Annotated in this window: 27 protein-coding genes; 9 read left to right on the forward strand and 18 right to left on the reverse strand. The window is 66.2% G+C overall.

The window, feature by feature from the left end; translation table 11 throughout:
* The first annotated feature begins 2 nt into the window (after positions 1 to 2).
* On the forward strand, positions 3 to 263 hold the full coding sequence (locus tag LWC34_RS53595; protein ID WP_233734345.1) for a barstar family protein: 261 nt from the start codon (positions 3 to 5) through the stop codon (positions 261 to 263).
* On the opposite strand, the gene LWC34_RS58585 is transcribed toward LWC34_RS53595, so the two are convergent.
* Positions 241 to 1899 carry a helix-turn-helix transcriptional regulator gene (locus LWC34_RS58585; protein ID WP_233734346.1) on the reverse strand — a complete coding sequence of 553 codons (1659 nt, stop codon included), beginning with the start codon at positions 1897 to 1899 and terminating at the stop codon, positions 241 to 243. The two genes, LWC34_RS53595 and LWC34_RS58585, sit on opposite strands and share 23 nt — an antisense overlap.
* On the reverse strand, positions 1896 to 2360 hold the full coding sequence (locus LWC34_RS53605) for an ATP-binding protein (protein ID WP_233734348.1): 465 nt from the start codon (positions 2358 to 2360) through the stop codon (positions 1896 to 1898). Before LWC34_RS53605 ends, LWC34_RS58585 begins: the two co-directional genes overlap by 4 nt.
* Before the next feature lie 300 nt (positions 2361 to 2660).
* On the opposite strand from LWC34_RS53605, the gene LWC34_RS53610 reads away from it, so the two are divergent.
* The 3 genes from LWC34_RS53610 (at position 2661) to LWC34_RS53620 (ending at position 4841) form a co-directional block, all read left to right on the forward strand.
* Positions 2661 to 3287, forward strand: coding sequence for a cyclase (locus LWC34_RS53610; RefSeq protein ID WP_233734350.1), 627 nt, complete (start codon positions 2661 to 2663; stop codon positions 3285 to 3287).
* 63 nt (positions 3288 to 3350) lie between these two features.
* The gene (locus LWC34_RS53615; RefSeq protein ID WP_233734351.1) at positions 3351 to 4109 is read left to right on the forward strand and encodes an enoyl-CoA hydratase-related protein; all 759 of its coding nucleotides are present in this window, start codon (positions 3351 to 3353) and stop codon (positions 4107 to 4109) included.
* A 12-nt stretch (positions 4110 to 4121) separates the two neighbouring features.
* On the forward strand, positions 4122 to 4841 hold the full coding sequence (locus tag LWC34_RS53620; RefSeq protein ID WP_233734352.1) for an alpha/beta fold hydrolase: 720 nt from the start codon (positions 4122 to 4124) through the stop codon (positions 4839 to 4841).
* Here the strand turns inward: LWC34_RS53620 and LWC34_RS53625 are convergent.
* The 9 genes from LWC34_RS53625 to LWC34_RS53665 are packed head-to-tail and all read right to left on the reverse strand — an operon-like array spanning position 4783 to position 13029.
* Positions 4783 to 5520, reverse strand: a complete 738-nt coding sequence (locus LWC34_RS53625) for a sirohydrochlorin chelatase (RefSeq protein WP_233734353.1) — start codon at positions 5518 to 5520, stop codon at positions 4783 to 4785. The genes LWC34_RS53620 and LWC34_RS53625 overlap by 59 nt on opposite strands.
* Positions 5517 to 6395 carry an ABC transporter permease gene (locus LWC34_RS53630; RefSeq protein WP_233734354.1) on the reverse strand — a complete coding sequence of 293 codons (879 nt, stop codon included), beginning with the start codon at positions 6393 to 6395 and terminating at the stop codon, positions 5517 to 5519. The genes LWC34_RS53625 and LWC34_RS53630 overlap by 4 nt, the downstream gene beginning before the upstream one ends.
* Positions 6382 to 7158, reverse strand: coding sequence for an ABC transporter ATP-binding protein (locus tag LWC34_RS53635; RefSeq protein ID WP_233734355.1), 777 nt, complete (start codon positions 7156 to 7158; stop codon positions 6382 to 6384). Before LWC34_RS53635 ends, LWC34_RS53630 begins: the two co-directional genes overlap by 14 nt.
* Before the next feature lie 9 nt (positions 7159 to 7167).
* Positions 7168 to 8229, reverse strand: coding sequence for an ABC transporter substrate-binding protein (locus LWC34_RS53640; RefSeq protein WP_233734356.1), 1062 nt, complete (start codon positions 8227 to 8229; stop codon positions 7168 to 7170).
* Positions 8230 to 8261: 32 nt separating this feature from the next.
* On the reverse strand, positions 8262 to 9575 hold the full coding sequence (locus LWC34_RS53645; protein WP_233734357.1) for a sulfate adenylyltransferase subunit 1: 1314 nt from the start codon (positions 9573 to 9575) through the stop codon (positions 8262 to 8264).
* Positions 9576 to 10487, reverse strand: a complete 912-nt coding sequence (gene cysD / locus LWC34_RS53650) for a sulfate adenylyltransferase subunit CysD (RefSeq protein WP_233734358.1) — start codon at positions 10485 to 10487, stop codon at positions 9576 to 9578.
* Between the two features lie 12 nt (positions 10488 to 10499).
* On the reverse strand, positions 10500 to 11198 hold the full coding sequence (locus LWC34_RS53655; protein ID WP_233734359.1) for a phosphoadenylyl-sulfate reductase: 699 nt from the start codon (positions 11196 to 11198) through the stop codon (positions 10500 to 10502).
* Complete coding sequence (locus LWC34_RS53660) at positions 11195 to 11350, reverse strand: Insertion element protein (protein WP_233734361.1); 156 nt, start codon at positions 11348 to 11350, stop codon at positions 11195 to 11197. Before LWC34_RS53660 ends, LWC34_RS53655 begins: the two co-directional genes overlap by 4 nt.
* The gene (locus LWC34_RS53665) at positions 11347 to 13029 is read right to left on the reverse strand and encodes a nitrite/sulfite reductase (protein WP_233734362.1); all 1683 of its coding nucleotides are present in this window, start codon (positions 13027 to 13029) and stop codon (positions 11347 to 11349) included. Before LWC34_RS53665 ends, LWC34_RS53660 begins: the two co-directional genes overlap by 4 nt.
* A gap of 300 nt (positions 13030 to 13329) precedes the next feature.
* Here LWC34_RS53665 and hemW point away from each other — a divergent pair, with 300 nt between their 5' ends.
* Entirely contained in the window at positions 13330 to 14547 is a 1218-nt protein-coding gene (gene hemW, locus LWC34_RS53670; RefSeq protein WP_233734363.1) for a radical SAM family heme chaperone HemW, read from the forward strand.
* Here hemW and LWC34_RS53675 read toward each other — a convergent pair.
* On the reverse strand, positions 14509 to 15216 hold the full coding sequence (locus LWC34_RS53675; protein ID WP_233734364.1) for a TetR/AcrR family transcriptional regulator: 708 nt from the start codon (positions 15214 to 15216) through the stop codon (positions 14509 to 14511). The genes hemW and LWC34_RS53675 overlap by 39 nt on opposite strands.
* Positions 15217 to 15299: 83 nt before the next feature.
* On the opposite strand from LWC34_RS53675, the gene LWC34_RS53680 reads away from it, so the two are divergent.
* The 3 genes from LWC34_RS53680 to LWC34_RS53690 all read left to right on the forward strand — a co-directional run bounded on the left by LWC34_RS53680 (position 15300) and on the right by LWC34_RS53690 (position 18227).
* Positions 15300 to 16811: an FAD-dependent monooxygenase gene (locus LWC34_RS53680; protein WP_233734365.1), complete on the forward strand. Its 1512-nt coding sequence runs from the start codon at positions 15300 to 15302 to the stop codon at positions 16809 to 16811.
* A 29-nt stretch (positions 16812 to 16840) separates the two neighbouring features.
* The gene (locus LWC34_RS53685) at positions 16841 to 17713 is read left to right on the forward strand and encodes an SAM-dependent methyltransferase (protein WP_233734366.1); all 873 of its coding nucleotides are present in this window, start codon (positions 16841 to 16843) and stop codon (positions 17711 to 17713) included.
* Positions 17714 to 17804: 91 nt separating this feature from the next.
* Positions 17805 to 18227 (forward strand): Hsp20/alpha crystallin family protein, encoded by a 423-nt coding sequence (locus LWC34_RS53690; protein ID WP_233734367.1) that lies wholly within the window; start codon positions 17805 to 17807, stop codon positions 18225 to 18227.
* A 3-nt stretch (positions 18228 to 18230) separates the two neighbouring features.
* On the opposite strand, the gene LWC34_RS53695 is transcribed toward LWC34_RS53690, so the two are convergent.
* The gene (locus LWC34_RS53695) at positions 18231 to 18722 is read right to left on the reverse strand and encodes a hypothetical protein (protein WP_233734368.1); all 492 of its coding nucleotides are present in this window, start codon (positions 18720 to 18722) and stop codon (positions 18231 to 18233) included.
* Positions 18723 to 18987: 265 nt separating this feature from the next.
* On the opposite strand from LWC34_RS53695, the gene LWC34_RS57805 reads away from it, so the two are divergent.
* On the forward strand, positions 18988 to 19119 hold the full coding sequence (locus LWC34_RS57805) for a hypothetical protein (RefSeq protein WP_284051991.1): 132 nt from the start codon (positions 18988 to 18990) through the stop codon (positions 19117 to 19119).
* Between the two features lie 369 nt (positions 19120 to 19488).
* Here LWC34_RS57805 and LWC34_RS53700 read toward each other — a convergent pair whose 3' ends face one another.
* From LWC34_RS53700 to LWC34_RS53720, 5 genes are all read right to left on the reverse strand, one after another.
* Positions 19489 to 21174, reverse strand: a complete 1686-nt coding sequence (locus LWC34_RS53700; protein WP_233734370.1) for an L-lactate permease — start codon at positions 21172 to 21174, stop codon at positions 19489 to 19491.
* A 71-nt stretch (positions 21175 to 21245) separates the two neighbouring features.
* Positions 21246 to 22022, reverse strand: coding sequence for an IclR family transcriptional regulator (locus LWC34_RS53705; RefSeq protein WP_233734372.1), 777 nt, complete (start codon positions 22020 to 22022; stop codon positions 21246 to 21248).
* 94 nt (positions 22023 to 22116) lie between these two features.
* Complete coding sequence (kduD, locus tag LWC34_RS53710; protein WP_233734373.1) at positions 22117 to 22881, reverse strand: 2-dehydro-3-deoxy-D-gluconate 5-dehydrogenase KduD; 765 nt, start codon at positions 22879 to 22881, stop codon at positions 22117 to 22119.
* Positions 22878 to 23708, reverse strand: coding sequence for a 5-dehydro-4-deoxy-D-glucuronate isomerase (gene kduI, locus LWC34_RS53715; protein ID WP_233734374.1), 831 nt, complete (start codon positions 23706 to 23708; stop codon positions 22878 to 22880). Before kduI ends, kduD begins: the two co-directional genes overlap by 4 nt.
* A 162-nt stretch (positions 23709 to 23870) precedes the next feature.
* Complete coding sequence (locus LWC34_RS53720) at positions 23871 to 24971, reverse strand: helix-turn-helix domain-containing protein (protein WP_233734375.1); 1101 nt, start codon at positions 24969 to 24971, stop codon at positions 23871 to 23873.
* Positions 24972 to 24988: the final 17 nt, after the last annotated feature.

The following is a 24988-nucleotide window of genomic DNA, read 5'->3' on the forward strand; positions in this document are numbered from 1 at the left end:
CGATGCGTTACGTGCTGGACGGCAGCAAGATCCGCACCAAGTCCGCGATGCTCGACGCGCTGGCCAAGACCATGAGCTTCCCTGACTACTTCGGACACAACCTGGACGCGCTCGCTGACGTCCTCTACGACCTGCCAAAGGGCGAGCACACCCTGGTCTGGCAGTCGCCGGAGACGCTGCGCAAGGCCGACCCGGACAACTACGAGCAGTTCGTCGACATCCTCGGCAACGCCGACCGGCTCACTCTGGTGCTTGCGGACTGAGTAACGGTCCCAGTTCGGTCCGGCTGGTCACCCCGAGCTTGGCGTATGCACGGCCCAAGTAGTTGTCGACGGTCCGGACCGACAGGTGCAACCGGGCGGCGATCCAACGGCTGGACTGTCCTTGCGCGGCCAGTAAAGCGACTTCACGTTCGCGCGGCGTGAGCATCGCGGGCAGGCCCGTGGTCGCCAACATGGGCGTACGGGCCTTGGGTAACAGGCGCATCAGGTTGTTCGCGCGTGACGTGGCGGCCGTTGCTCGCGTGTGCGCCCCGGCTTCGTGCGCCATGCGCGCGGCCGTAACCAGGGCTTCCGCCGCGTGCAACAACATCCCGAGGCGCTCGAAACCGTCCGCTGCACGCGTGAGCCTGACATGGTCGTTGTCCACGAGCGCGCACGCCGCGTCCGCGAGGGCCGTGCCGACGTCGCAGGTGAGTTCCGTGGCCAGTTCGGACAGTCTGATGTAGACGGTACGCGGTTCGCCGAGCCTGGCGACGTCGTACAACGCCAACGCCTCGGTCGTGGGCAGGCCGTTGCCGCGAGCCGCCTCCGCGGTGTCTCGCGCGTGCGCGGCGGCCCTGGAGATCTCGCCGCTCGCGGCGTACGCCCAAGCGCGGTTGAGCTCGATCCACGGCTGGAACAGCCTGCTGGTGTGTGCGTCGGCGCGATCCAGCAATCGTCGTGCCTGCCGGTGATCTCCCGCCAGCGCGCGGGCACCGGCCAGTTCGGCCAGGCAGGTCGCGGCGAGCCGGAAGGTGTCGTAGTTCGGCATCAACGCGAGGACTTCCCGGAACGAAGCCGCGGCGACGTCCAGTTCACCGCGGGCTTTCGCCACGGCGCCCGCGCCGGGCGATCCGGGCACGGTCAGTTCCTCGTAGCGACCGTGATCCAGCAACACTTCGGCGAGCAACTGCTCGGCTGCCCACCCCGCACCGGAGTCGTGCGCCCAGCGGGCCAGGCGTTCGGCAAGTTCATGATCGAAGCGATCCTTGGCCTGTTTGGCGGCTTCAAGGAGAATCGCCGGGTCACCGGTCCGCCCGGACTGCGACTGGAAAGTCCCGACCCGCAACGCGTCGTCCCGCCGCCGCATCGCAGTGGACGTCATCGCATCGGCCAACTGGCCCGCAACAGAACGCGCCCGCGACGCAGCCATGGTTGACCGGATGACCTCGCCATACAACGGATGTGACAACTGTGCGACGAGTCGGCGACCGGTGCTTTCCGTTGTGACGAGGCCTTTTCGTCCGGCCGTGGCCACTGCTTCGGCGCCGACGAGCCGTTCCAGCAAGGCAAGGGGGACAGGTTCACCACCCGCGACCACTTCCAGGGCCGCGTACACGGTGTCCGGCACCGAGCCCAACCTGGCAGCCACGACCTCCGCTAATCGTGTGGTCGCCCGGACTTCGCCGGTCCACCGCCAGGCGCCATGCCGGTGTCGGAGTTCGCCCGTGTCCAACCCCGCAAGCAGGATTTCCCTGAGCAGCAACGGGTTTCCCGCGCTGACCCGGTGCAACTGGCGACGGCTGACTGGGGCGAGCCGATCGCCGAACGCGTGGTCAAGCAGTTGGTCGACGGCGTCCGCAGGTAGTTCGGCCAAGCCGACACGGCTGGTCAGCCCGTCTTTCCAGAGCGCGTTCACGGCGTCAGGGCATGGTTCCCCTGCCCGGACAGTGCCAAGTGATGCACGACCGCGGCCGAGGCATCGTCGAGCAAATGGGCGTCGTCCACAGCGATGACGGGGGAGTCGGTGAAATGCGCGGCCACCGCGTGCAACACGCTCAACCGACTGTCGTTGTTCAACGGAGGCAACAGAGGGGAGACCGCGCCGAACGGGATGGCAGCCATGGATCGGGTCGCTGAAACCCACTCGGTCCGGCACCCTTCGGACGCCAGGCGCGCCAGCACTTCCCGCGCCAGCCTGGTCTTCCCGACCCCGGCCGCGCCAACGAGGACAACGCCGCCACCGGCTGCCGAGGTGAGTGGGGAGGCACCCGTGGGCGCCTTCTCGCCACCAGCAATCATCGTTGTCAGGGCCGACAACTGCCGGTCTCTGCCGACGAGCGGCCACCGGTCACCGACCTCCGGTCGCGGATCGCCCATTCCCCCGCCCCCCTGCGCGCCTGGCCGATCTTCGTTGTCTGGCAAGGAGAACAGCGCTTCATCGTAGCGCGGCTGGGCCTGTCGGCGATGGGGGAGAAGAGGGCTCACCGTCACCCGTTCGGGCGTTGTCGGTTCGGACCAACAGCCGCCGCGCATGTTGTGGCATCTTGACCACCATCCGGGCGAAGCCTTCCACCCTGGGTAGCTCTGTGAATACTCTGGGAAACGCTGAGCGTTGAAACGTGAATTACTCTCGGGTACGAAATGCCCTAGAGGGATTACACCACACAGGAGGCATCGATGAAGCTGGCTCCCCTGCGGCTGGCCACGGTGGCCGCGTTCGTCATCACCCCACTGCTCGCGATCGGTACGACCGCGTCAGCGGCGACCACGATCAACTACCAGGTCCGCGCCTCGGCCTTCGGCCAGACCGCGGAACTCGTCCTCAACCAGGACGTCGACTCCAGCGCACCAGCGAGCGCCGCGGCCGGCAGTGCTGTCGCGGTGACCATCGACCCCGCACCCAACACGGTGCCCGCGGAAGGCGGCGGCTACCAGATCAGGGAAATCAAGAACATCGCACTGAAGATGCCGGTTCCCGCCAACTCCACCTTCGCGTCCGCCAGCGTCAGCGGCGGCTCGGGCCTCGGCGCGACCCCGCCGACGGTCGCTCTCGAAGGCAGTGACGTCGTGCTCAAGATCACCGGTCCGCTCAGGGGCGGCGCGGCGTTCGAACTGCCGACCGTGACGATCAACCTGACCGCCGGCGCGTCCGGCACGATCGAGAGCAAGCTCGGCGGCACCAGCTACGACGCACCCGGGCTGACCTTCACCACCGTGATCACGGCGTTCGGCCTCCCGGTCGACGCGGCCACGGTTGCCTACCCCAACCCAAGCCCTGTCCTGACCAGCACGACCATCGGCTGATCAGTTCCCTGTGTGGTGAGGGCCACCCGGCGCGGGGTGGCCCTCACCGGCAAGATTGCGTGCATGGCTGACGAACTGGTCCACATCGCGGTCGACCGTGGCGTCGCGACGATCACGCTCGACTCACCGCACAACCGCAACGCCCTGTCCCGTCAGTTGCGGGCCGAGTTGCGCGGGCACCTGTCGACGGCGATCGACGACGACAGCGTCCGCGTGATCGTGCTCGACCACACCGGATCGGTGTTCTGCGCGGGCATGGACCTCAAGGAAGCAGGCGGCGCCTCCGCTGGTGACCAGGGCGTCAACGAATTCCCGGAGATCCTGGAACAGATCCGCAGCAGCCCCAAGCCCGTGGTTGCCAAACTGGCCGGACCGGCAAGGGCAGGCGGCGTCGGCATCGTGGCGGCGGCGGACATCGCGGTTGCCGCGAAGACAGCAACTTTCGCGTTCACCGAGGTCCGTATCGGCGTCGTGCCTGCCGTGATCTCCGTGACCGTGTTGCCCCGGCTGCTTCCTCGCGCCGCGCACGAACTGTTCCTGACCGGCGAGACGTTCGACGCGACCCGTGCCGCGACCATCGGCCTGATCAACTCCGCGGTTGCCGCCGAGGACCTGGACGCGGAGGTCAAGCGCTACACGGACATGCTGTGCCTCGGTGGTCCGGTCGCACTGGCCGCGACCAAGGCGTTGCTGCGCTCCGAACCCAGCGACTTCGGCACGATGCTGAAGCTCTCGGCCGAGTTCTTCGCCAGCGAGGAAGGCCAGGAAGGCATCACGGCCTTCGCGCAGAAGCGCAAACCCAACTGGGTCCCCAAAGCCTGAGCTGGGTACCGCATGCAGGTGCTTGCGATTCCCGGCACCCTGTGCGCGCCGCGTGTGTTCGACCGGCTGGCTGATCGGCTCGAGGTCGCAGTGACGGGCGTGTCCTGGCTGACTGAGCCTGGGCAGATGGACATTCCGGTTGTCGCTGAGCGGATCGTGCGGCGATACCCGGAGCCGGGGCTGGTCCTTGGCCATTCGACCGGCGGTGCCATCGCGTTGTATCTCGCGATCAAGCATCCAGCGCGGGTGCGGGGCCTGATGTTGGTCAACACCGGCGCGCACACGCGTGGCCACGGCGACATCGATCGCATCGTGGCCCGCGTGCGGGACAACTGGGGGCCGGATCTGCACGCCGAGCTGATCGACCGCTCCTTTGCCAGTCCGGTGGATCCGGTCGACCGATCCGAACTGCTCACCTACGCGGCGGCGGTGCCAATGGCGGCCGTATTGGCGGCATTGCGCAGCCAGGGCGAGTTGGATTTCACGCCGGAGCTTGCCGAGATCCGCTGCCCGGTCACGGTGGTGCACGGCGTGCTCGACACCGCACGTCCCGTCGAGCACGCCAAACAATTGGCCGACGGCATCCCTGACGCACACCTGAGGCTCGTTCGAACCGGCCACACGCCGGTCTACGAGGCCCCGGACGCCCTCGCAGCCGAGGTCCGCGCCTTGATCAGCCGGTGCGCTCCAGGTCAGTCTCCTGCAGGGCCTCGTCATAGCGGTGCAGGATGAGCTCGGCGACGTCCGGGTCCGCGCCCAACGGGTCGGCGATCAACGCATCGGGATCCAGCTCAAGGACGGAGTCGTAGACCCGGTCGGGCAGCAGACCCGGAGCCAGGAACCACGAAGCCACAGCGATCCGCGAAGCCCCTTGCTTCCGCAGCGCGGCAACAGCTTCGGGCACGGTTGGAGAAGCCGCCGCGGCGAACGCCTCGATGGCCCCGGCCCATCCGGCTTGCAGCGACCAGCGGTGCGCGATAGCGGCAACCCGGGCATTGGCCCGTGCGTCCGAAGAACCTGCCCCAGCCAGGATCACGCCAAGCGACGGGGCGTCGAACGTGGCCCCGGCGGCAGTCAATCGACGCAGCGCGGCGGACTCCAGCCGAGGCGACGGGCCGAGGACATCGGTGACCGAAACCGACAAGCGGGGATTGCGTTGGCACGCCTCGTGAACCAAAGCCGGGACGTCGATGCGAGCGTGGTACGCACGCCCAAGCAGCAACGGCACGACGACAACTGGACCACGCAACCCGGCGAGGACATCGCCGAGTCGCGGGGCCGAAAGGTCCATGAAGGACACACGGGCGTCCAGGCCGGGACGCAACGAGCGCACCACCGAGACCAGCGAAGTGATCGTCGCGGCGGAACGAGGGTCGCGGCTGCCATGGGCCACTGCGATGAGAGGGATCACGTCAAAGCTCCGGTCAAGCCACGGGCCCGCAGCACGGCCCGTTCGATCGGGCGGAACACCAGCAAGTCGATGCCGATGCCCACCAACAGGATCAGGAAGATCGCCGCCATCACGGTCGGCATGTCGTTGAAGTTCGAGCCTTCGTTCAAATACGCGCCGAGGCCGAAGCCGAGGTCCGGGCTCTGCGCGATCAACTCGGCGGCCATCAGCGACCGCCACGAGAACGCCCAGCCCTGCTTGAGTCCTGCGATGTAGCCGGGCAACGCGGCAGGCAACAGGATGTGCCGTGCCGAAGCCAGCCGACCGGCGCCAAGGGTTTTGCCGACGCGCGGCAGGATCGGCGGGATCTGGTCGATCCCGGAGACAAGGCCGTTGGCGATCGACGGGACCGAGCCGAGCAGCACCACGAAGTAGATCGTGCCGTCGTTCAGGCCGAACCACAGGATCGCCGCGGGCACCCACGCGACCGAAGGCAGCGACTGCAGTCCGCTCAGCAGCGGGCCGATCGCCCGGCGGACCACGCTGACCTTGGCCACCAGCAGACCCAGTGGCGTGGCGATCACCACCGCGGCAAGGAAACCAAGCACGGCACGGTGGATCGATGTCCACAGCACCTCGAAGATCCGGCCGGTTTCGACCATTTCCACGAACTCGTCCCAGACCGCGAGGGGCGCGGGCAGCTTGAACTCCGGCCAGAACGCCGCGGCCCACAGGATCTGCCAGACCACAACCAGCACAACCAGTGCCACCACCGGTGGCCAGACCGAGCGCACGAATCGGCGCCAGCCAGGCTGAGCCCGGCTGGTCGTCGGCGTGTCCAGTGCGTCGAGGCCAGCCTCGACCTTGGCGAGGTCCTGGAGGTCAGGACTTGGCATGGGTACTGATCACCTCTCGCAGGCGGCCGGTGATCTCCTCGACAAGCGCCTCGGACCCACTGTCCTGAGTGGACCATTCCTGAACGACACGACCGGGCCGCGACGACAACAGCACCACGCGCTGCCCGAGGCGCACGGCCTCGCGCACGTCATGCGTCACGAACAGCACCGCGGTCGACGTTCGCTCGTACACCCGCAAAAGCTCGCCCTGCAACACATCCCGCGTGATCGCGTCGAGCGCGGCGAACGGCTCGTCCATCAGCAGCAACGCAGGCTCATCCGCGCCACGGACCCGCTGCGTCGCTGCCAGTGAACGCGCAAGCGCCACACGCTGACGCATACCGCCGGACAGCTCGTGCGGACGCTTGTGCCCGGCACCGCTCAGGCGCACCAGGTCCAGCAGTTCGGCGACCTTGGCCTGCCGGTCGGCTTTGCCGAAACCGGCTAGCCGCAACGGCAGATCGATGTTGCGGGCCGCGGTCAGCCACGGCATCAGCGCGGCTTCCTGGAACATCACCGCCGGCCGGGACGTGTTCAGCTCGATCTCGCCCGCGCTCGGCGCGTCCAGCCCGGCGACCAGGTTGAGCAGCGTGGACTTACCGCAGCCGGACGCGCCGAGCAGGCACACGAACTCGCCGGGCGCGACCCTCAAATCCACGCCGTCCAGCGCGACGACCGCCCCGCTGCCCTGGCCGAAGACCTTGCCGACCCCGGAAAGGGAGACCGCGGTACCGGACTGCACGTGCTCGAGTGTGGCGGTCATGGCCATCTCCTACTTCTTGTCCAGTCCGGCGGCGTCCACCGCCGGTTTGCCGGTCGCCTTGAGTGCCTCGTTGAGCGCCGTCAGATCCGCGAAGCCCTTCAGCTCGACCGCGGACTTCACGATTCCCGCCGTCACCGAGTCCTTCGCCAGCTGCGGGAAGGTCGACGAGATGGGGTCGGTGGTCAGCTCGATCGCCTTGAACGAGCTGTCGAGCACGGGCTGGCTCAGCGAGTTGCCGGTCAGCTCCTTCAGCGCGTCGTTGACGACCTTCTTCGCGTCGGCGTCGTTGGCCTTCGCCCAGTCGATCGCGGCGATGTGGCCACGCAGGATCGCCTGCACGGTCTGCGGGTACTGCTGCAGGAACTCCTGGCGCACGATGATCACCGTGGTCGGGAACCGGCCGCCGGGCCACAAGGTCTTCTCGTCGAGCAGCACCTTGGCGCCCGCGTCGAGCACCAGCCGCGAGGACCACGGCTCGGGCAGCCACGCGCCGTCGACGCTGCCGGTGCGGAACGCGTCGAACGTCTTCGGGTTGTCCAGGTTGGTGATCTTGACGTTCGCCAGGTTCTTGTCCTTGATCAGCTTCTTGAGCGCCACGTCCTGGGTGTTGCCCAGTGACGGCGTGGCGATGTTCTTGCCAGCGAGCTGATCGATGGACGTGATGTCCGGCTTGGTGACCAGTTGCGCGCCACCGGACACCGCACCGGAGATCAGCTGGATCGTCCCGTTGGACTTGGTGAAGCCGTTGATCGCCGGACCGGATCCGATGAACCCGATGTCCAGGGACTTGCCCAGCAGCGCGTTGATCTCCTCGGGACCGGCGTTGAACGTGGTGACCGCGAGCTTGGTCGAGCCGAGCTCCTTGGCGTAGAAGTCCTTCTTCTGCCCGATGATCGCGGGCGCGTGCGTGACGTTGGGGAAGTAGCCGAGCCGGACCTCGGCTGGTCCCTGCGCCTGAGGCTGCGCTTGCGCAGCCGACGTGTTACCGCTGTCAGCCCGTGAACACCCCGCTGCCAGGGCTAGTGCCGCGGTCGCGGCGGCCAGTAAGCGAAGCGTGCGTGTCGTGCTCACGGGTGTTTCCTCTCAGGCGCGAGAAATGGGAGTCAGGGTCCGGGGTTCACGCTGTTACGAACACTGCCTCGGACGGTCTGTGTCATTCGGAGGGGTGCTCCGACCAAGCCTGCGGCCAACGTCGTTCCGTCGCTCGCGTCGATGACCAGGAAGGCTCCGGTCCGGCGATTGACGGAGTAGTCGTCGATCGGCAGTGGTTCCGCGGTGCGGATCCGTACTTGACCGATCTCATTCAACTGCAACGTTTCCGGCAGTTCCACACTGGACAGCTTTTGCTCGTCGAACCGTGACGAAAGCTCGGTGACGAACGCCTGTGTGGTCTTGGTGCCGTGCTTGACCAGAACCCTGGCGTTCGGCCGCAAAGCCTTGTCCGCCAACCAACACAGCGTCGCTTCGAACTCGTCGACGACGTTCGGGGCATTGTTGGCGACGGAAATCAAGTCCCCGCGCGAAACATCCAAATCATGAGACAGCACCAGAGTGACCGACTGACCGGCGGTCGCCTCGGCCAGTTCGCCGTCCGGAGTGTCGATCCGCTCGACCAGTGCGCGGGAACCTGATGGCAGGACAACGATCTCCTCGCCCGGCGTGATCGTGCCCGCGGCGATCTGTCCGGCATAGCCGCGATAGTCCGGATGTTCCGGAGTCCGTGGGCGAATCACATACTGGACAGGGAAACGGAACGGGACGTGGTGCGGGTCCGGCTCGACCGGCACGCTTTCCAAGTGCTCCAACAATGTCGGCCCGGTGTACCAGGGCGTGTTGGCCGAGCGATCCACAACGTTGTCACCGACAAGCGCCGACACCGGAATGGTCAGCACGTCGGAATCCGCGTACCCCAAGGCATTGGCGTGCGTGGTGAACTCTTTGGCGGTCAGCTTGAAGTTCGACTCGTCGTAGCCGACGAGGTCGATTTTGTTGACTGCCAGTACCAACCTCGGCACACCCAGCAACGCCAGGACCGCCGCGTGCCTGCGGGTCTGTTCGATGACGCCTTTACGAGCGTCCACAAGCAGAATCCCGAGCTGCGCGGTCGAGGCGCCGGTGACGGTGTTGCGGGTGTACTGCACGTGCCCCGGAGTGTCGGCGAGCACGAAGGACCGCTTGGGCGTGGCGAAATACCGGTATGCCACGTCGATCGTGATGCCTTGTTCGCGTTCGGACCGCAAACCGTCAACCAACAACGACAGGTCCGGTGTGGAGAGTCCACGGTCCGCACTGGCCCGATGCACCGCATCGAGCTGGTCGGCCAGCACCGACTTGGTGTCGTACAGCAACCGTCCGACCAAAGTGGACTTACCGTCGTCCACGCTGCCAGCGGTCGCGAGCCTGAGAAGATCGCTCATTTAGAAGTAACCCTCCCGCTTGCGATCTTCCATCGCTGCTTCGGAAAGCCGGTCGTCGGCGCGCGTCGCGCCACGCTCGGTCAGCCTTGAGGCGGCAACCTCGGCGATGACTTCCTCGATGGTGGACGCGTCTGAGTCGACGGCGCCGGTGCACGAGCCGTCGCCGACCGTGCGGTAGCGGATCGTCCGACGCTCCAACGTTTCTCCCTCGCGGGGACCGCCCCACGGGCCTTCGGCCAGCCACATGCCGTCGCGCAGGTAGACCTCACGCTCGTGGGCGTAGTAGATGTCCGGCAGGTCGATCTTCTCGCGAGCGATGTAGTTCCAGACGTCCAGCTCGGTCCAGTTCGACAGCGGGAACACCCGGACATGCTCGCCCGGCCGGTGCCTGCCGTTGTACAGGTTCCACAGTTCGGGACGCTGCCGCTTCGGCTCCCACTGGCCGAACGCGTTGCGCAGACTGAAGATCCGCTCCTTGGCCCTGGCCCGCTCCTCGTCACGGCGTCCGCCACCGAAGACTGCGTCGAACTTGTGCTCGGTGATGGTGTCGAGCAACGGCATCGTCTGCAGCGGGTTACGGGTGCCGTCCGGGCGCTCGGTCAGCCTGCCGTCGTCGATCCAGTCCTGCACGTGCGCGACCACAAGACGCAGCCCGTACTTGGCCACGACCCGGTCGCGGAACTCGATCACCTCAGGGAAGTTGTGCCCGGTGTCCACATGCAACAACGCGAACGGCACCGGCGCGGGCCAGAAGGCCTTGATCGCCAGGTGCAGCAGCAGGGTCGAGTCCTTGCCGCCGGAGAACAGGATCACCGGCCGGTCGAACTCGCCTGCCACTTCGCGGAAGATGTGGATCGCCTCGGATTCCAAGGCGTCCAGGTTTGCTGTTTTACGATCCAGCGCGAGCGTCACAGATGCCCCCTTCTAACCGTGCAGTCCGCACTCGATCTTGTTTTGACCCGCCCAGCGGCCGCTGCGGGGATCGGCGCCGAGCGCGACTTTCGCCGTGCAGGGTGCGCAGCCGATGGACAGATATCCCTCGGCCACCAACAGGTTCTCCAGAATCCCGTTCTTGTCGATGTACGCCCGGAACTCCTCGTCGGACCACGGCGCGATCGGGTTGATCTTCACCAGCCCGTTGCGCTCGTCCCACTGGACGATCGGGGTGTTCGCCCGCGTCGGCGCGTCGACGCGACGCACACCGGTGACCCACGCGTCGTAGTTGGCCAGCGTCCGGCGCAGCGGAACGACCTTGCGCAAATCGCAGCAGTGGTTGGGTTCCCGCTCGAACAGGTTCGGGCCCTCCTCGGCGTCCTGCTGCGCGACGGTCTTGTCCGGCTCGGCGTTGATGATGTTCAACCCCGAGTAGGTGGCGCCGACCGCGTCCCGCAGACCGATGGTCTCCGGGAAGTGGTAGCCGGTCTGCAGGAACAGCACGTCGAAGTTCGGCTTCGCCTTGACCGCGAGGTCGATCAGCACCGCGTCCTGCATGTTGGACGCCAGAATCCAGTTGTCGCCGAACGTCTCGGCGGTCCACGCCAGTGCCTCGGCCGCGCTGGCGTCGGCCAGTTCGGCCGACGCGCGCTCGGCGAGGTCTTTCAGCTCGTTGGTCGCTGTTGTCACTCGGACACCTGCCCCACTGAGATCCCCACGAACTTCACGACGAACACGCGGCGGCAGCCGTTGCACAGCCACGCCGCGTGCGGCTCCTCCTGCGGGCGAAGGTCTTCGTCACCGCAGTAGGGGCAATAAAACGGAGCAGCCCTCTCACTCATTTGAGATCAGCCTCGTCAGCACGCTGGACCCACTGAGCGAACCGCTCGCCCGCGGAGCGCTCCTTGAGGTAGTTGCGCACGACCCGCTCGACGTAGTCGGACAGCTCCGACGCGGTCACCTTGTGGCCACGCAGTTTCCGGCCGAACCCGGCGTCGAGGCCAAGCCCGCCACCAAGGTGCACCTGGAAGCCCTCGACCTGCTTGCCGTCCGCGTCGGTGACGATCTGGCCCTTGAGCCCGATGTCCGCGGTCTGGATCCGGGCGCACGAGTTCGGGCAGCCGTTGATGTGCACGGTCACCGGGTGCTCGACGCCTGCCTGAACGTCGGCCAGCCGCTGCTCCAACGCTGAAACAAGTTCAGCCGCACGGGCTTTCGTCTCGACAATGGCCAGTTTGCAGAACTCGATCCCGGTGCACGCCATCACGCCGCGCCGCCACGGCGACGGGTCGGTGTGCAGGCCCAGCTTGGTCAGTTCCGCCCGCAGCGCTGGAACTTCGCTCTCTGCAACGTCCAGGACCAGGAGTTTCTGCTGCGGGGTGAACCGGACCCGGTTGGATCCCGCGCGCTCGGCGGCCTTGGCGACCTCGACAAGGATCGAGCCGGACACACGGCCCGCGATGGGTGCGGCGCCGACGTAGAACTTGCCGTCCTTCTGCTCGTGTACCCCGATGTGGTCGAGCTGGTAGTCGAGGGTTTCCGGTGCCGGGCCGTCGATCAGCTTGTAGCCGAGGTACTTCTCTTCCATGGTCTCGCGGAACTTCTCCGGGCCCCAGTCGGCGACCAGGAACTTGATCCGGGCCCGGTGGCGCAGCCGCCGGTAACCGTAGTCCCGGAAGACGCTGATCACGGCTTCCCAGACCTTGGGGACCTCGTCGAGCGGCACCCACGCGCCGAGCCGCTTGCCCAGCATCGGGTTCGTGGAAAGGCCGCCGCCGACCCACACGTCGAAACCAGGACCGTGTTCCGGGTGCACCACCCCGACGAACGCCACGTCGTGGATCTCGTGTGCGACGTCCTGCAGGCCGGAGATCGCGGTTTTGAACTTGCGCGGCAGGTTCGAGAACGCCTTGTCGCCGACGTAGGTGTTCTTGATCGCGTCGATGGCCGGGGTGCCGTCGATGATCTCGTCTTTCGCGATGCCGGCGACCGGGGAGCCGAGGATGACGCGCGGGCTGTCGCCGCAGGCCTCCATCGTGGTCATCCCGGCGCCTTCGAGCTTCTCCCAGATGACCGGCATGTCCTCGACGCGGATCCAGTGGTACTGGATGTTCTGCCGGTCGGTGATGTCGGCGGTGTCGCGCGCGTAGGTCTGGGAGATCTCGCCGATCACCGCGAGCTGCTGTGTGGTGACTGCTCCGCCGTCGATCCGGATGCGGAGCATGAAGAACTCGTCGTCAAGCTCCTCGGGTTCGAGCGTGGCGGTGCGACCGCCGTCGATCCCGGGCTTGCGCTGGGTGTACAGGCCGTACCAGCGGAACCGGCCACGCAGGTCGGCCGGGTCGATGGAGTCGAACCCGCCGTGCGCGTAGATGTTCTCGATGCGCTCACGGACGTTGAGCGGGTTGTCGTCTTTCTTGCTGCGCTCGTTCGGGTTGAGCGGTTCGCGGTAGCCGAGTGCCCATTGTCCCTCGCCCCGGCGTTGCTTGGCCCGCTTGGGGGTGGTGGTTGGCGGAGCCATGTGGCGTCCTTCGGGATGTCGGGGCGCTCGCACACGCCGACCCGACCTCACCGAGGCAGAAGAATCCGGCGTATCCGACGCCGGCGGAAGAAACAAATATCCGGCGAACGGGTCAACGCCGGCACAAGTCGCTGTTCACGCGCAGGAAATCCACGTGACGACGAGCCACGAGGATGACCGGCACGACAGCAGACATAAGCCCAGCGTGCCACGCGTCCATCAGGTGGTCTACCACCATCCGCATGCTGGGATGAGGGTCACGCGCGCTTGACGAGCGGCGGCGGTGCGAGAATTGAGAGCGTGGCTTCCACGCTTCCCCCTGGTGAACCCGCCCCGGCTGACGGCTCCCTGCCGCCCGAGGCGCTTGCCGGGCTGGGCGGCAAACCCTTCGGTGTGTACGTGCACGTGCCCTTCTGCGCGACCCGCTGCGGGTACTGCGATTTCAACACCTATACCGCCGGTGAGCTGGGAACTTCCGCTTCGCCGGAGTCCTGGCTGGAAGGCCTGCGGCGCGAGCTGGAGATGGGCGCCGCAGTGCTGGGATCCGCTCCGCCAGCGAGCACGGTCTTTGTCGGCGGCGGCACGCCGTCGTTGCTGGGAGCCGACGGTTTGGCGTCGGTGCTGGACGCGGTCCGCGGCTCGTTCGGCGTGACTTCTGCGGCGGAGATCACAACCGAGGCGAACCCGGAGTCCACTTCACCGAAGTTCTTCGCTGGGATTCTGCGGGCCGGATACAACCGGGTGTCGCTGGGTGCGCAGTCCGTCGCGCCGCACGTGTTGCAGATCCTGGACCGCAAGCACACGCCTGGACGTCCAGCCGCCGCGGCGGCCGAAGCACGGGCGGCCGGGTTCGAGCATCTGAACCTTGACCTGATCTACGGCACGCCAGGGGAGCGGCCGGACGACCTGCAGGCCTCATTGGACGCGGTCCTCGACGCCGGTGTCGATCACGTGTCGGCCTACGCGTTGATCATCGAAGAGGGAACGGCCATCGAGCGGCGGATCCGGCGCGGCGAGCTGCCGTCGCCCGATGACGACGTGCTGGCCGAACGGTACGAGCAGGTCGACTCGGTCCTGTCGACCAGCGGGTTCAAGTGGTACGAGGTGTCGAACTGGGCCGCGTCCGTCGGCGCCCGGTGCCAGCACAATCTCAATTACTGGCGCGGCGGTAACTGGTGGGGCGCGGGTCCAGGTGCGCACAGCCACGTCGGCGGTGTGCGGTGGTGGAACGTGAAGCATCCGGCTCGGTATGCGTCCACTTTGGCCGAAGGTCGCTCGCCCGCGGCCGCCCGCGAGATTCTGTCCGAAGAGGACCGCAGGGTGGAGCGGGTGTTGCTGGAAATCCGTCTGGTTGACGGGCTTTCGTTGGCTGTCCTCGACGAACCCGGCGTTGCCGAGGCGAAGGCCGCGGTCGCCGACGGGCTGCTCAGCCAGGCAGCGTTCGACTCGGGACGTGCCGTGCTGACGGATGAAGGACGGCTACTGGCCGACGCGATCGTCCGGCGTCTGCTGCCTTAGTCCGGCGATGAACGTGTCGATCGCGAATTCGAAACGTTCGTGCGCGGTCTGGGCGGAGAACAACGGCCCGATGGCAATCAGGTTCGGCAAGGTGCCGGGCGGTAGCGACTGCATGTACTCCGCCATCTGACGGCCGCGTTCAGCCAGCTCCTCGCCGGAACCGTCGCGCCACGAGGTGACTTCGACCGCGTAAGCCTTGCAGTACAAGCCAAGCGCGTCGAATGCCCACGCCGCCTGCTTTTCTGACAGGCCTCCGGCGCGCAGGATCGCCAGCATTCCCTCGCCGTGACGCAAAGCGTTGGGGCCCAACGGGATCATCGCGTTCATCACGACCGAGGCGATCCCTGGGTACGCGGTCATCGCCTTGACCTGACCGAAACACAGCTGCTTCAACTGCTCCCGCCAGTGGTCGGGATCTGCCTGCGGCACGTCGACCTCGCCGAGGACGCGGTCGAACATCAGCTCACACAGCTCGTCCCGGTTGCGCACGTGCGCGTACAGCGAGGCCGGGCCGGTGTTGAGCGCCTGGGCGACCCGGCGCATCGACAGCGCGTCCAGGCCCTCCTTCTCCAGCAGGCCCAGCGCCGTGTCCACGATCTTGTCGCGGGTCAGCGGCTGTCGGACGGGCTTGCGCGCACCCGTGCGCCACGGCGGCTCCGGTAGTTCCACGCGAGCACTCTACTTGACACGAACGCTGTTCGTCGTTAGAACAATGTTCGTTACGACGAACGTCGTTCGACCAAGGAGGAGTTATGCGGGTTCTGGTGGTTGGAGCAGGGCTGTCCGGGCTGTCCACGGCGATGTTCCTTGGACTGCACGGCGTGGAGTCGCTGGTTGTCGAGCGGCACGCGACGACGTCGTTGCATCCGAAGGCGCGCGGGCAGTTCCCGCAGACCATGGAAGTGCTGCGGCTGGCGGGTGTCGATCAGCAGGTCATCGACGCCTCACCGCCGGAATTCGAGTTCCGGATCGTGGTCGCGCAGGCGGCGGCCGGGCCGGTGTTCAACGAGATCCTGGTCGACAGCATGGGCCCCGACCTGTCCGATTTCTCGTCAGCGGGCTGGGCCAACACCAGCCAGGAACGGCTCGAACCGATCCTGGCCGACCGGGCTCGTGAACTCGGCGCCACCATCCGGTTCTCGACCGAGTTGGTCGAGTTCACCCAGGACGAGCACGGGGTCACGGCAGTACTGCGTGACCTGAACACGGGTGAAGAGCAAACCGTTGGGGTTGAGTACATGGTCGGCGCCGACGGCCACCGCAGTCCGATCCGTCAGGCGCTGGGCATCGGCGTGACCGGCCGGGGCGTGCTCGGTACCGGGGTCGGTGCGATCTTCGAGGCCGACCTGTCGTCGGTGGTGCCGCGCAACGCGTTGCTGTACTTGCAGAATCCCGACTTGCCAGGTGGCGGCGGCGCGATGGTGAGCACCGACGAGCCGGGTCGTTATTCGCTGAGCGTTGGGCTGGGGGAATACTCGGACCAGCGGTGGATCGAGATGATCCGGACCGCCGCGGGCATTCCGGACCTGGCCGTGCGGCTGCTGGAGGTGGGCAGCAGCTCGGACACCAAGCACTGGGTGGCGGACACCTTTGGTTCTGGCCGGGTCCACCTGGTCGGCGACGCGGTCCGGGTGATGCCGCCGACCGGAGCCTTCGGCGGGAACACCGCGGTGATGGACGGTTTCTACCTGGCCTGGAAGCTCGCCATGGTGGTCAAAGGCGAAGCGGGACAAGGACTTCTGGACAGCCACACCCCTGAGCGGCGGCCGTATTCGGAGTACATCGCGCAGCAGCAGTACACGTTCTATGTCGAGCGGATGGCGCCGCATCTGGACGACGGCACGCTCACACCGATGGCCGACCCGATCTCAATGCTTTTCTTCGGCTATCGGCAGATCAGCGACGCGGTCCTGCTCGAACCCGGCGACCAGGGCGAACTGCTTGAGCCCGAGCCGACCGGTCGGCCCGGCTCGCGCGCGCCGCATGTTGTGTTGCCGGACGGGTCTTCGACGATCGAGCTGTTCGGCTGCGGATTCGTGGTACTGACTGGCTCGCCGGAGTGGGCCGCACGGGCTGAGGAGCTCGGATTGACCGCTCACGTGCTGGAAGGCAGTGACTGGGCCAAGGCGTACGGCGTGACCGAATCGGGCGCTGTCCTGGTGCGGCCGGACTTCTTCGTCGCGTGGCGGACGCCGGATGCTACCGGCGATTTGCGCCAGGTGCTGGCAGACATACGGCATCAGGGGCACAGTTGCGGTGTGTGATAACACCGTAACGAAATCGGGGATTTGGTATGGGATCTCACGAATTGCCCGCCGGGGTCGGATTCACCGCGCTGGTCGGGGCGGTTTCGCGGGCTAGGGAAGCCGACCGGAGCGACCCGCTGTTCACTGATCCACTCGCCGAGCGGTTCGTCGCGGCCACCGCCGGTGTGGACACCGTCCGGCTCGGCCCAGCAGACCCGGGTCAGATCACGCCTGTCTGGGAAGGCCTGTACACGTTCTTCGGCAGCCGGACGCCGTTCTTCGACGAGAACCTCATGCGTTTCATCGACGGGGGAACCAGGCAGATCGTGCTCCTTGGCGCCGGGCTGGACACCCGGGCCTACCGGCTGGATCTGCCACCCGGAACCGTCGTCTACGAAGTCGACACGCCAGCCGTACTCGATTTCAAGGCGGCCGTGCTCGCGGACGACAAGCCGCGGTGCGAACGCGTGCCAGTGGCTATCGACCTGCGCGACGACTGGCAAGGCGCATTGCTCGCCGCCGGGTTCGACCCGCGGGAGCGCAGTGTCTGGCTCGCCGAGGGGTTGGTGATGTACCTCGGCGCGGCCGACGCGGGCAAGCTGGTCTCGGGCATCAGTTCGTTGAGCGCCGCGGGCAGCGGCCTGATCATCGAGGTCCTGCGGCGCCTGCCCGTCATGGCGGACGTGCCGTTCGTCGACGAGGACGAGCGGACCCTCGCGCTCGTCTTCATCGACAACTGCCGGGCCGGGCCCGGTTTGCCCGCGGACTGGATGACGCCGCTCGGCTGGCGCGTTGATCGGCAGGTGGACTTCATCGAGGTCCTGGCCAGCCAAAACCGGCCGGTCCCGCTGCTGATGCGGCGCGATCCAGCCGACCCACTCTGTACGGTCCTCGCCGCCGGGACAAAGTTGCGCGACTAAAGCTCAACTTTGGGAACAATCCTCGACTCAACCCCGTTGGAAGGAGTGTTCGGCCAGGGCGGCCGAAGGGTGTGATGGAGGTTTGAGGGTTATGGCGCTGCCTGCTGTTCGTACTTTGAACTCGGTCGACCGGTTCGACCCCTTCCGGGAGTTCGAGAACCTGTTCTCGCAGCTCAGCCGGTACAACAACCAGACGTGGTCACCGCTCGCGGACGTGACCGAGACGGAGACCGGCTATGTGGTCGAGCTCGACGTGCCCGGCGTTCAGCGTGAGGACGTCACGGTCGACCTGAACGGGACCGACCTGTCGATCACGGGTGAGCTCAAGGAGCGCGAGGAGAAGGGCCTGTTCCGGCACCGCACTCGCCGCACCGGCAAGTTCTCCTACCGCTTGTCTCTGCCGCGCAACCTCGACGCCGAGAAGGTCGAGGCCAAGCTGGCCGACGGCGTACTGACCGTCACGGTCGGCAAGAAGGACGCGGTCAAGCCGCGCCGCATCGAGGTCACTGCCTGATGATCACCGAGTAGTAGTCGGTACCGGCCGGGTACTGGATTTCCCCGGCACTGCACACGGGTCCACCACATTGGTGGGCCCGTAGCTTTGTCTCAATTGAGCCATCACGCTGGGGCCACGGCCGGAGTTGGACACCCACAGCGTCACCGACGCGGGCACGGACTCCGGCCGGATGGCTTTGAGAACATCCGGCTGGTTGGCGAAAGCCAGCTTGAGCCGCTCGTAGTTCTGAGCCTGTGTGACGAAATGCGGGTTGTAGAAGCTGATATCGGCCTCAAGCTCGGGCGCGGCCTTGTTCATCAACGCGTCCGTGGCGAACGTGATCTCAATGACGTCCTCGCACGGCGGCGGCACGTTCGCCGGGCGAGTCGGCCGCTCGTAATAGCTCTCAGCGGTCCGCCGCGGCGGCTGATTCGCGTAGAGCACGATAGCCGCCGCACCCGCGATGACCAGCGCGATCGCGGCGACGACCGAAAGGAGTAGGCGCGGCTTCACACTGCCGACGTTACCCGTCGCGTGTCCACCGGCTCCGTCATGGTGTGTTGAACACGCGAGCGGCGCACGGGGAGAAGCAACCGCGCTGGAAGCGAGTCGAGCAGTTTGACACACCGTGACGGAACGGTGGACACGCGCCAGGGCGGTGCAATGCGAGATACCTCGCGGGTGCAAGCCCCGACTCTTTACGGCCTGGCGTGACCGACAGGCCCGGCCCCTTCGCTGGCTTCGCGGTCCAGCCGGGTTGGTTGGGGTGATTTTCCGCGTGTCCGCCCCACCGGCACGGCGAGTCAAACTGCTCGACTCGCTTTCGGCCTGGTTGCTCGCCGCCGTGCGCCGCTCGCGGGTTCAACACGCCATGCCGGAGCGGCAGACACGCGCGGGCACCCGTCGCTGACTTCCCGCCTGTTCGCTTCGCTCACGGCGATACGTCATTGTGCTACCGGGTGCACGCCGCACATTCCAGGCCCAACCCTTCATCCCCTCGATCAACGTGAGGTAAACCGCCCAACCCCGCAACCAAGGTGGGCAAACCACCCAACCCTCGACCAAGGTCCGTGTGCCGCCCGACCGCTCGACCAAGGTGGGTGTGCGGCCCGACCTCTCGGTCAAGGTGGGTGTGCGGCCCGACCTCTCGGTCAAGGTGGGTGTGCCGCCTAACCCTCAACCAAGGTAGGTAAGCCGCCCGACGTTCACGCAAAGTGGGGTGACCCGCTACCTGTACGGGCAGTTGGGTATGCCATCCGTCTCCTCTTGCACTTTCTGGCTATCGAGTTGGGATCATCCAGGTTAGGACTTCCGCCTGCAGCAAGGAAATGACGCCGACCACCGCGGTCAGTGCCAGGGACCAGAGGAATGTTTGGCGCAGTAGGGTCGATTCTTCGCCCGTCTTGTTGATCGCGGTCGCGCCGATTGACAGGTTCTGGGGCGAGATCATCTTTCCCATTACGCCACCCGAGGTGTTGGTCGCGCCCGCGAGCGTCGGGTCGACGCCTAGCTGCTGCGCGGAGATCACCTGCATCGGGCCGAACAGGCTGTTGGTTGACGCGTCCGAGCCGGTCAGGAACACGCCTAGCCAGCCGATGTACGCGGAGAACAACGGGAACAGCACACCGGTTGTCGCCAGTGCGAGGCCGAGGGTTTGGGTCGCGCCCGAATAGTTCATCACGAACGCGATGCCCAGGATCATCATGATGGTGGCGAGTGCCCAGCGCATCTGCACGATCGTGGCCAGATAGACCTGCGCGAGTTTTTTCACGCCCGCGCCCATCGTCAGACCGGCGATGATCGCGGAGATCAGGGCCATACTGCCGGCCGAATACAGCCAGTCGATCGTGAACGATGCCGGATACGGCGTGTTCTTCGCGGTGATCGGCGGCGTCTGTATCACCTGGTTGTGCAGACCCGGCCAGGTGAACACGATGTTGGGGCTCTGCAACAGCTTCGTCAGGTCCAACCAGGACGGCAGGCCCTTGAAGATGGTGCCGATCCGTGACAGCAGGATCACCGCGATCAGGATGATGTACGGCGCCCAGCCGTAAAGCGCGCCACGCCTGCGGGTCTGCGTGCCGACGCCATCGGCCTTGGCCGCGACGGTCTCGCCGTCGAAGCCCCACAGTTCCTTCGGCTGCCAGAACCGGGTGAGCACCCACAGCGCGACCATCGCGGCCAACGCGGCGAGCACGTCGACCAGGCTTGGGCTGATGTAGTTGGACACCAGGAACTGCACGACCGCGAACGACAACCCGGCGGTCAGCACGGCTGGCATGACCTGGGTCATCTTCTTCCAGCCCGCGAGCACCACGACCAGGAAGCCCGGGATGATCAACGCGAGCAACGGCAGCTGCCTGCCGACCATGGCCGAGAACAGGTGGCTGGCTTCGTCGGCCGACATCCCGAGCATCGGCCCGGTCAACCGGCCGAGAATGATCAACGGGTTGCCAAGGCCGCCGAACGCCACCGGCGCGGTGTTGGCCAGCAACGCCAGCACAATCGCTTTCACGGGCGGGAAACCCAGCGCGAACATCATCGCGCCGGTGATCGCGACCGGCGCGCCCCCGCCCGCGATCCCTTCAAGCAGCGCGCCGAACGCGAACGCGATCAGCAATGCCTGCAACCGCCGGTCCGGGCTGAACCCGGCCAGCACCGACTTGACGGTGTCGAACCGTCCAGTCGCGACAGTGACATTGTGGAAATACACGGCGTGGAACGCGATCCAGATGACGTTCCACACGCCGAACGCGATGCCCATCAGCGCCGCGTTGGCCGCGAGGCCAATGGGCATCGGATACACGACGATCGCGACGAGGAGTGCCGTGGCCAGCGCGAGGGCAGCCGACAGGTGCGCCGAGCGGCGCAACACTCCCAGGGTTACGAGCAACACGATGATCGGCAGCGCGGCGACGAGCGCCGACAGCCACAGCGGACCAGCAGGCTGATAATCCTGGAGCACGTCAGGACCCCCTTCGTCACAGAAGGTCTTCAAAGTGTGTGGCGGCGCTTCAAAGACAGGTTCCGCGTCGGTTACGGCAAATAGCCCAGACGCCGGGACAAGGTGCTGGCCGCGTCCGCCACCATCGGGCCAAGCTCGTCCGTGCGCATCAGGACACGTCCCGCGGGACCGGCGATGCTCATCGCCGCGATCGGCTGACCGGTGCGGTCACGGATCGGCGCGGCGACACAGCCGACGTCGGGCTCGTTCTCGATGTTGTCGACGGCCCAGCCACGCTTGCTGATCCGGTCGAGCTCCTCGAGCAGGTGCGAGCGCTCAACGATTGTGTTGGGGGTCAAGCGATCCAGCCGCATCCGGGTCACCCGGTCGACCCGCTCGGCCGGTGCCAGCGCCGAAAGCCATGCCTTGCCGAGGGAAGACGCGTGCTGCGGCCGCCTTGTGCCCAGTTGGCAGTGCAATGTGACCGCGTTGGCGCCGCGGTCCTTGCCGACGTACACCATCGCGTCGCCGTCCGGCACAGCCAGGAAGATCGTCTCGCCGCTGCGAGCCGCTAATCCGGCGAGGAACTGCGGCGCGGCCTTGTGCAAGTCGGTCGACGACATCGCTTGCACGCCAAGCTCGACAAGCCGAGCGCCGAGCCGGACGCGGCCGGTGACGTGGTCGGCCTCCAGGTACTCCAGTTCCTTGAGCGTGTGCACGATCCGGTAGATCGCACTGCGCGACAGGCCGAGCTGTGTCGCGATCGCGTTCGTGGAGATCTCCTGCCGGAGCCCGACGTGTTCGAGTACGGCGAGACCGCGCTCAAGAGTGCCGGTATGGCTCTTCTTTCCGTTTCCGTTCGGGGCCACGGTTACATCCTTTGGGGCCTCCTTGGGTGTCCCATTCGTATGGGTCCCGTTGACCTGTGCTTGGCTGATCGGGACGACATCCCGATACAGGTTCTCAGCGAGCGAGCCAGCCACCATCCACCGCCAATACGTGTCCAGTTACGTAGTCCGAGGCCGAACCGGCCAGAAATACCGCGGCGCCGCCAAGATCGTCCGGAGATCCCCACCGGCCCATCGGGACGCGACCCACGATTTCCGCAGAGCGCCGCGGGTCGGCCCGCAGCGCCTCGGTGTTGTCCGTCGCCACGTAGCCGGGGGCTATCGCGTTGACTTGGACATTGTTCGCTGCCCATTCGTTGGCCAGCGTCTTTGTCAGCCCCGCAACCGCGTGTTTGCTCGCGGTGTACGCGGCCACCCTGATCCCTCCTTGGAAGCTGAGCAGGGAAGCGATGGTGATGACCTTGCCGGACTGGCGCTGCAGCATCGGCGCGCCCACCGTCTTGGTCAGTTCGAACACCGAGTCGAGGTTCACCGACAGCACCGCACGCCAGTCCTCATAGGAATGTTCGACGGCGTCGGAGCGCCGGATGATCCCCGCGTTGTTGACCAGGATGTCGATCTGGTGCTCGGCAAGGATTTCCTGTGCTTTGGCGGCAACCTCCTGCGGCTGCCCGAGGTCCACAGTGGCCACTGCCGCGTTACGGCCGTGCGCCTCGATTTCCTCGCACACCGGTTTGAAGTCACCGCCGTGGCCGAGCAGGACCACGTCCGCGCCCGCGCCAGCCAACGCGACCGCGATCGCGCGCCCGATGCCGGTACGGGCCCCGGTCACCAGCGCGGTCCGGCCTTCCAGCGAGAAAAGCTTGTCGAGGTAACTCATCGCAGGTCCGTCATGGCGACGTGGTCCATGTCGTCGAACCGGTAGTTCTCACCGGCCATGAACCAGATGAACGAGTAGCTGCCGGTCGCCGCGCCCGAATGGATCGACCAACTCGGCGAGATGACTGCCTGTTCGTTGCGCACGATCAGGTGCCGCGTCTCGTCTGGTTCACCGAGCAGGTGCACCAGCCGCGCGTCCTGGTCGAGATCGAAGTAGAAGTAGCACTCGGTGCGCCGCAGATGGGTGTGCGCGGGCATTGTGTTCCAGACACTTCCGGGCGCTAACTGTGTCCAGCCCATCATCAGTTGGCAGCTCTCGACCAGTGTTCCGTCGATATACCGCCGAATCGTCCGCTCATTCGATGTGTTGGCGGCGCCCAGTTCCACGGGTGTGACATCTTTCGCATGCACCAGCGTGGTCGGCAGATCCTGGTGCGCGGGCGCCGAGGCGAGGTAAAACCGGCCTGGGGCAGCAGGATCAGCGCTCGTGAAGCTCACTTCCCTGGTGCCACGCCCGATATATGCGAGGTCTCCCCGTTCGAGCTCGTACGCGGTACCGTCGCAAACCACCGCTCCACGTCCGTCGACGCAGAAAGCCGCCAGCTCGCGACGTTCGCAGAAGTGGTCCGTGCGCAGGGTGTCGTCCGATTCCAGGCGTAACGGCTCGGTGCCGGGAACGGCGCCACCGAGCACCACCCGGTCGTCGTGGCTGTAGGTCAGGCGCAGTTCGCCTGGCACGAAGACGTCCTCGACCAGGTAATGCTGGCGCAGTTGCGCGGTGTCGTAGCCGCGGGCCTCCGCCGGATTGGTCGAGTACCTGACGTCCACAGGGGTCCTCCAATGTACCGATCAATGGAACATTGAACCGATGATCGGGGCTAAACGTTAACAAACTTTCCAAACTCGGGGAAGGTTTAGACCACTGGTCCATTCGGGTGGTCGTCGAAACAGCGTTGAGTAAGCGAGATCGGTGAACGAATTGACCGATGATCAACCGGCGCCGTGGATCAGCCGGAGCTTCGGCCGAACGTCGGAAAGTCCTACCAGGGCGCGAAGTCGCGGCAATCCAATGTGGAGCCGCAGGGCCAGCGCCGGCATCGTGAGATCGTTTGCACCGGCCAGTTCGATAGCCAGCCGGAGCAGCTCCGGCTGCTCTCCCGGATAGCCGGAATTGACCGGTTCGTGCGTCCGCCAGCCAAGCTTGGTCAGCGTCGCCAGCACCCGCCGAAGCGTGGATTCGCTGTAAACGCCCAGGTCTTTGCCGCGATAGATCAATGCGGCCGTCGAGACGCCGTAGTTGTCCGCGAGCTGCTTGAGCGCGGCGACGTCGACCGGCGTCGGCAGCTGGTCGGAGATTTCGTTGGCAGGCATAAGGAATTCGGCGGCGAACGCGTTGGCTTCCCGCTCGTTCTGCACACTTCCGGGAACTGGCTCGGGATGCAGCAACAGATGCCCGAGTTCGTGCGCGACCGAGAACCGCTGACGCATCGGATTTCCCTTGTACGTCAACGCGATGATCGGCCTACCGTGCAACGCGGACGAGAACGCGTCGATGGTGTCGCAGTCCAATGCGGGAATTCGCGTGGTGACGACGCCGCGTGCTTCGAGATTGCGCACCAGATGCGCGGTCGGTCCTGAGTAGATGCTCCAGGCCTTGCGGACCATGCGCGCGGTCGTGGCCGGATCGCCGTGCGGGATGCCCATCGGAATCCCCACGTCCAGCGGCGGCAATTCGATGACACGGTCCAGTTGTTCGACAACTTCCCAGAGTAATTCGACGTGTGCGAGCGCTTGCTGGCGCTGGGTCGCGGTCGTCGCGCGCAGGGACCGGAAATGCGCCTGCGCTGTGTCGAGATGCAACTGTGGACGGCCGACCGTGAAGAACGAGACCGGCACGGCGAGGGCGTCCGCGCACCGGGACAGTGTCTCGGCACTCGGGCGGGACTGGCCAAGTTCGTACTGGGAAATCGCGGCCGCCGTGCGATCGATTGCCTCGGCCAGATCCCGCTTGAGCCACCCGGCGAGTTCCCGTGCCATCGTCAGCCGGGCAGGCGCGAATGCCCGCGCGGCTGCGGAGGCATCCGGATGCACGGTCGAACTCCCATCGG

Source organism: Kibdelosporangium philippinense, assembly GCF_021390435.2.
Lineage (GTDB): Bacteria > Actinomycetota > Actinomycetes > Mycobacteriales > Pseudonocardiaceae > Kibdelosporangium > Kibdelosporangium philippinense.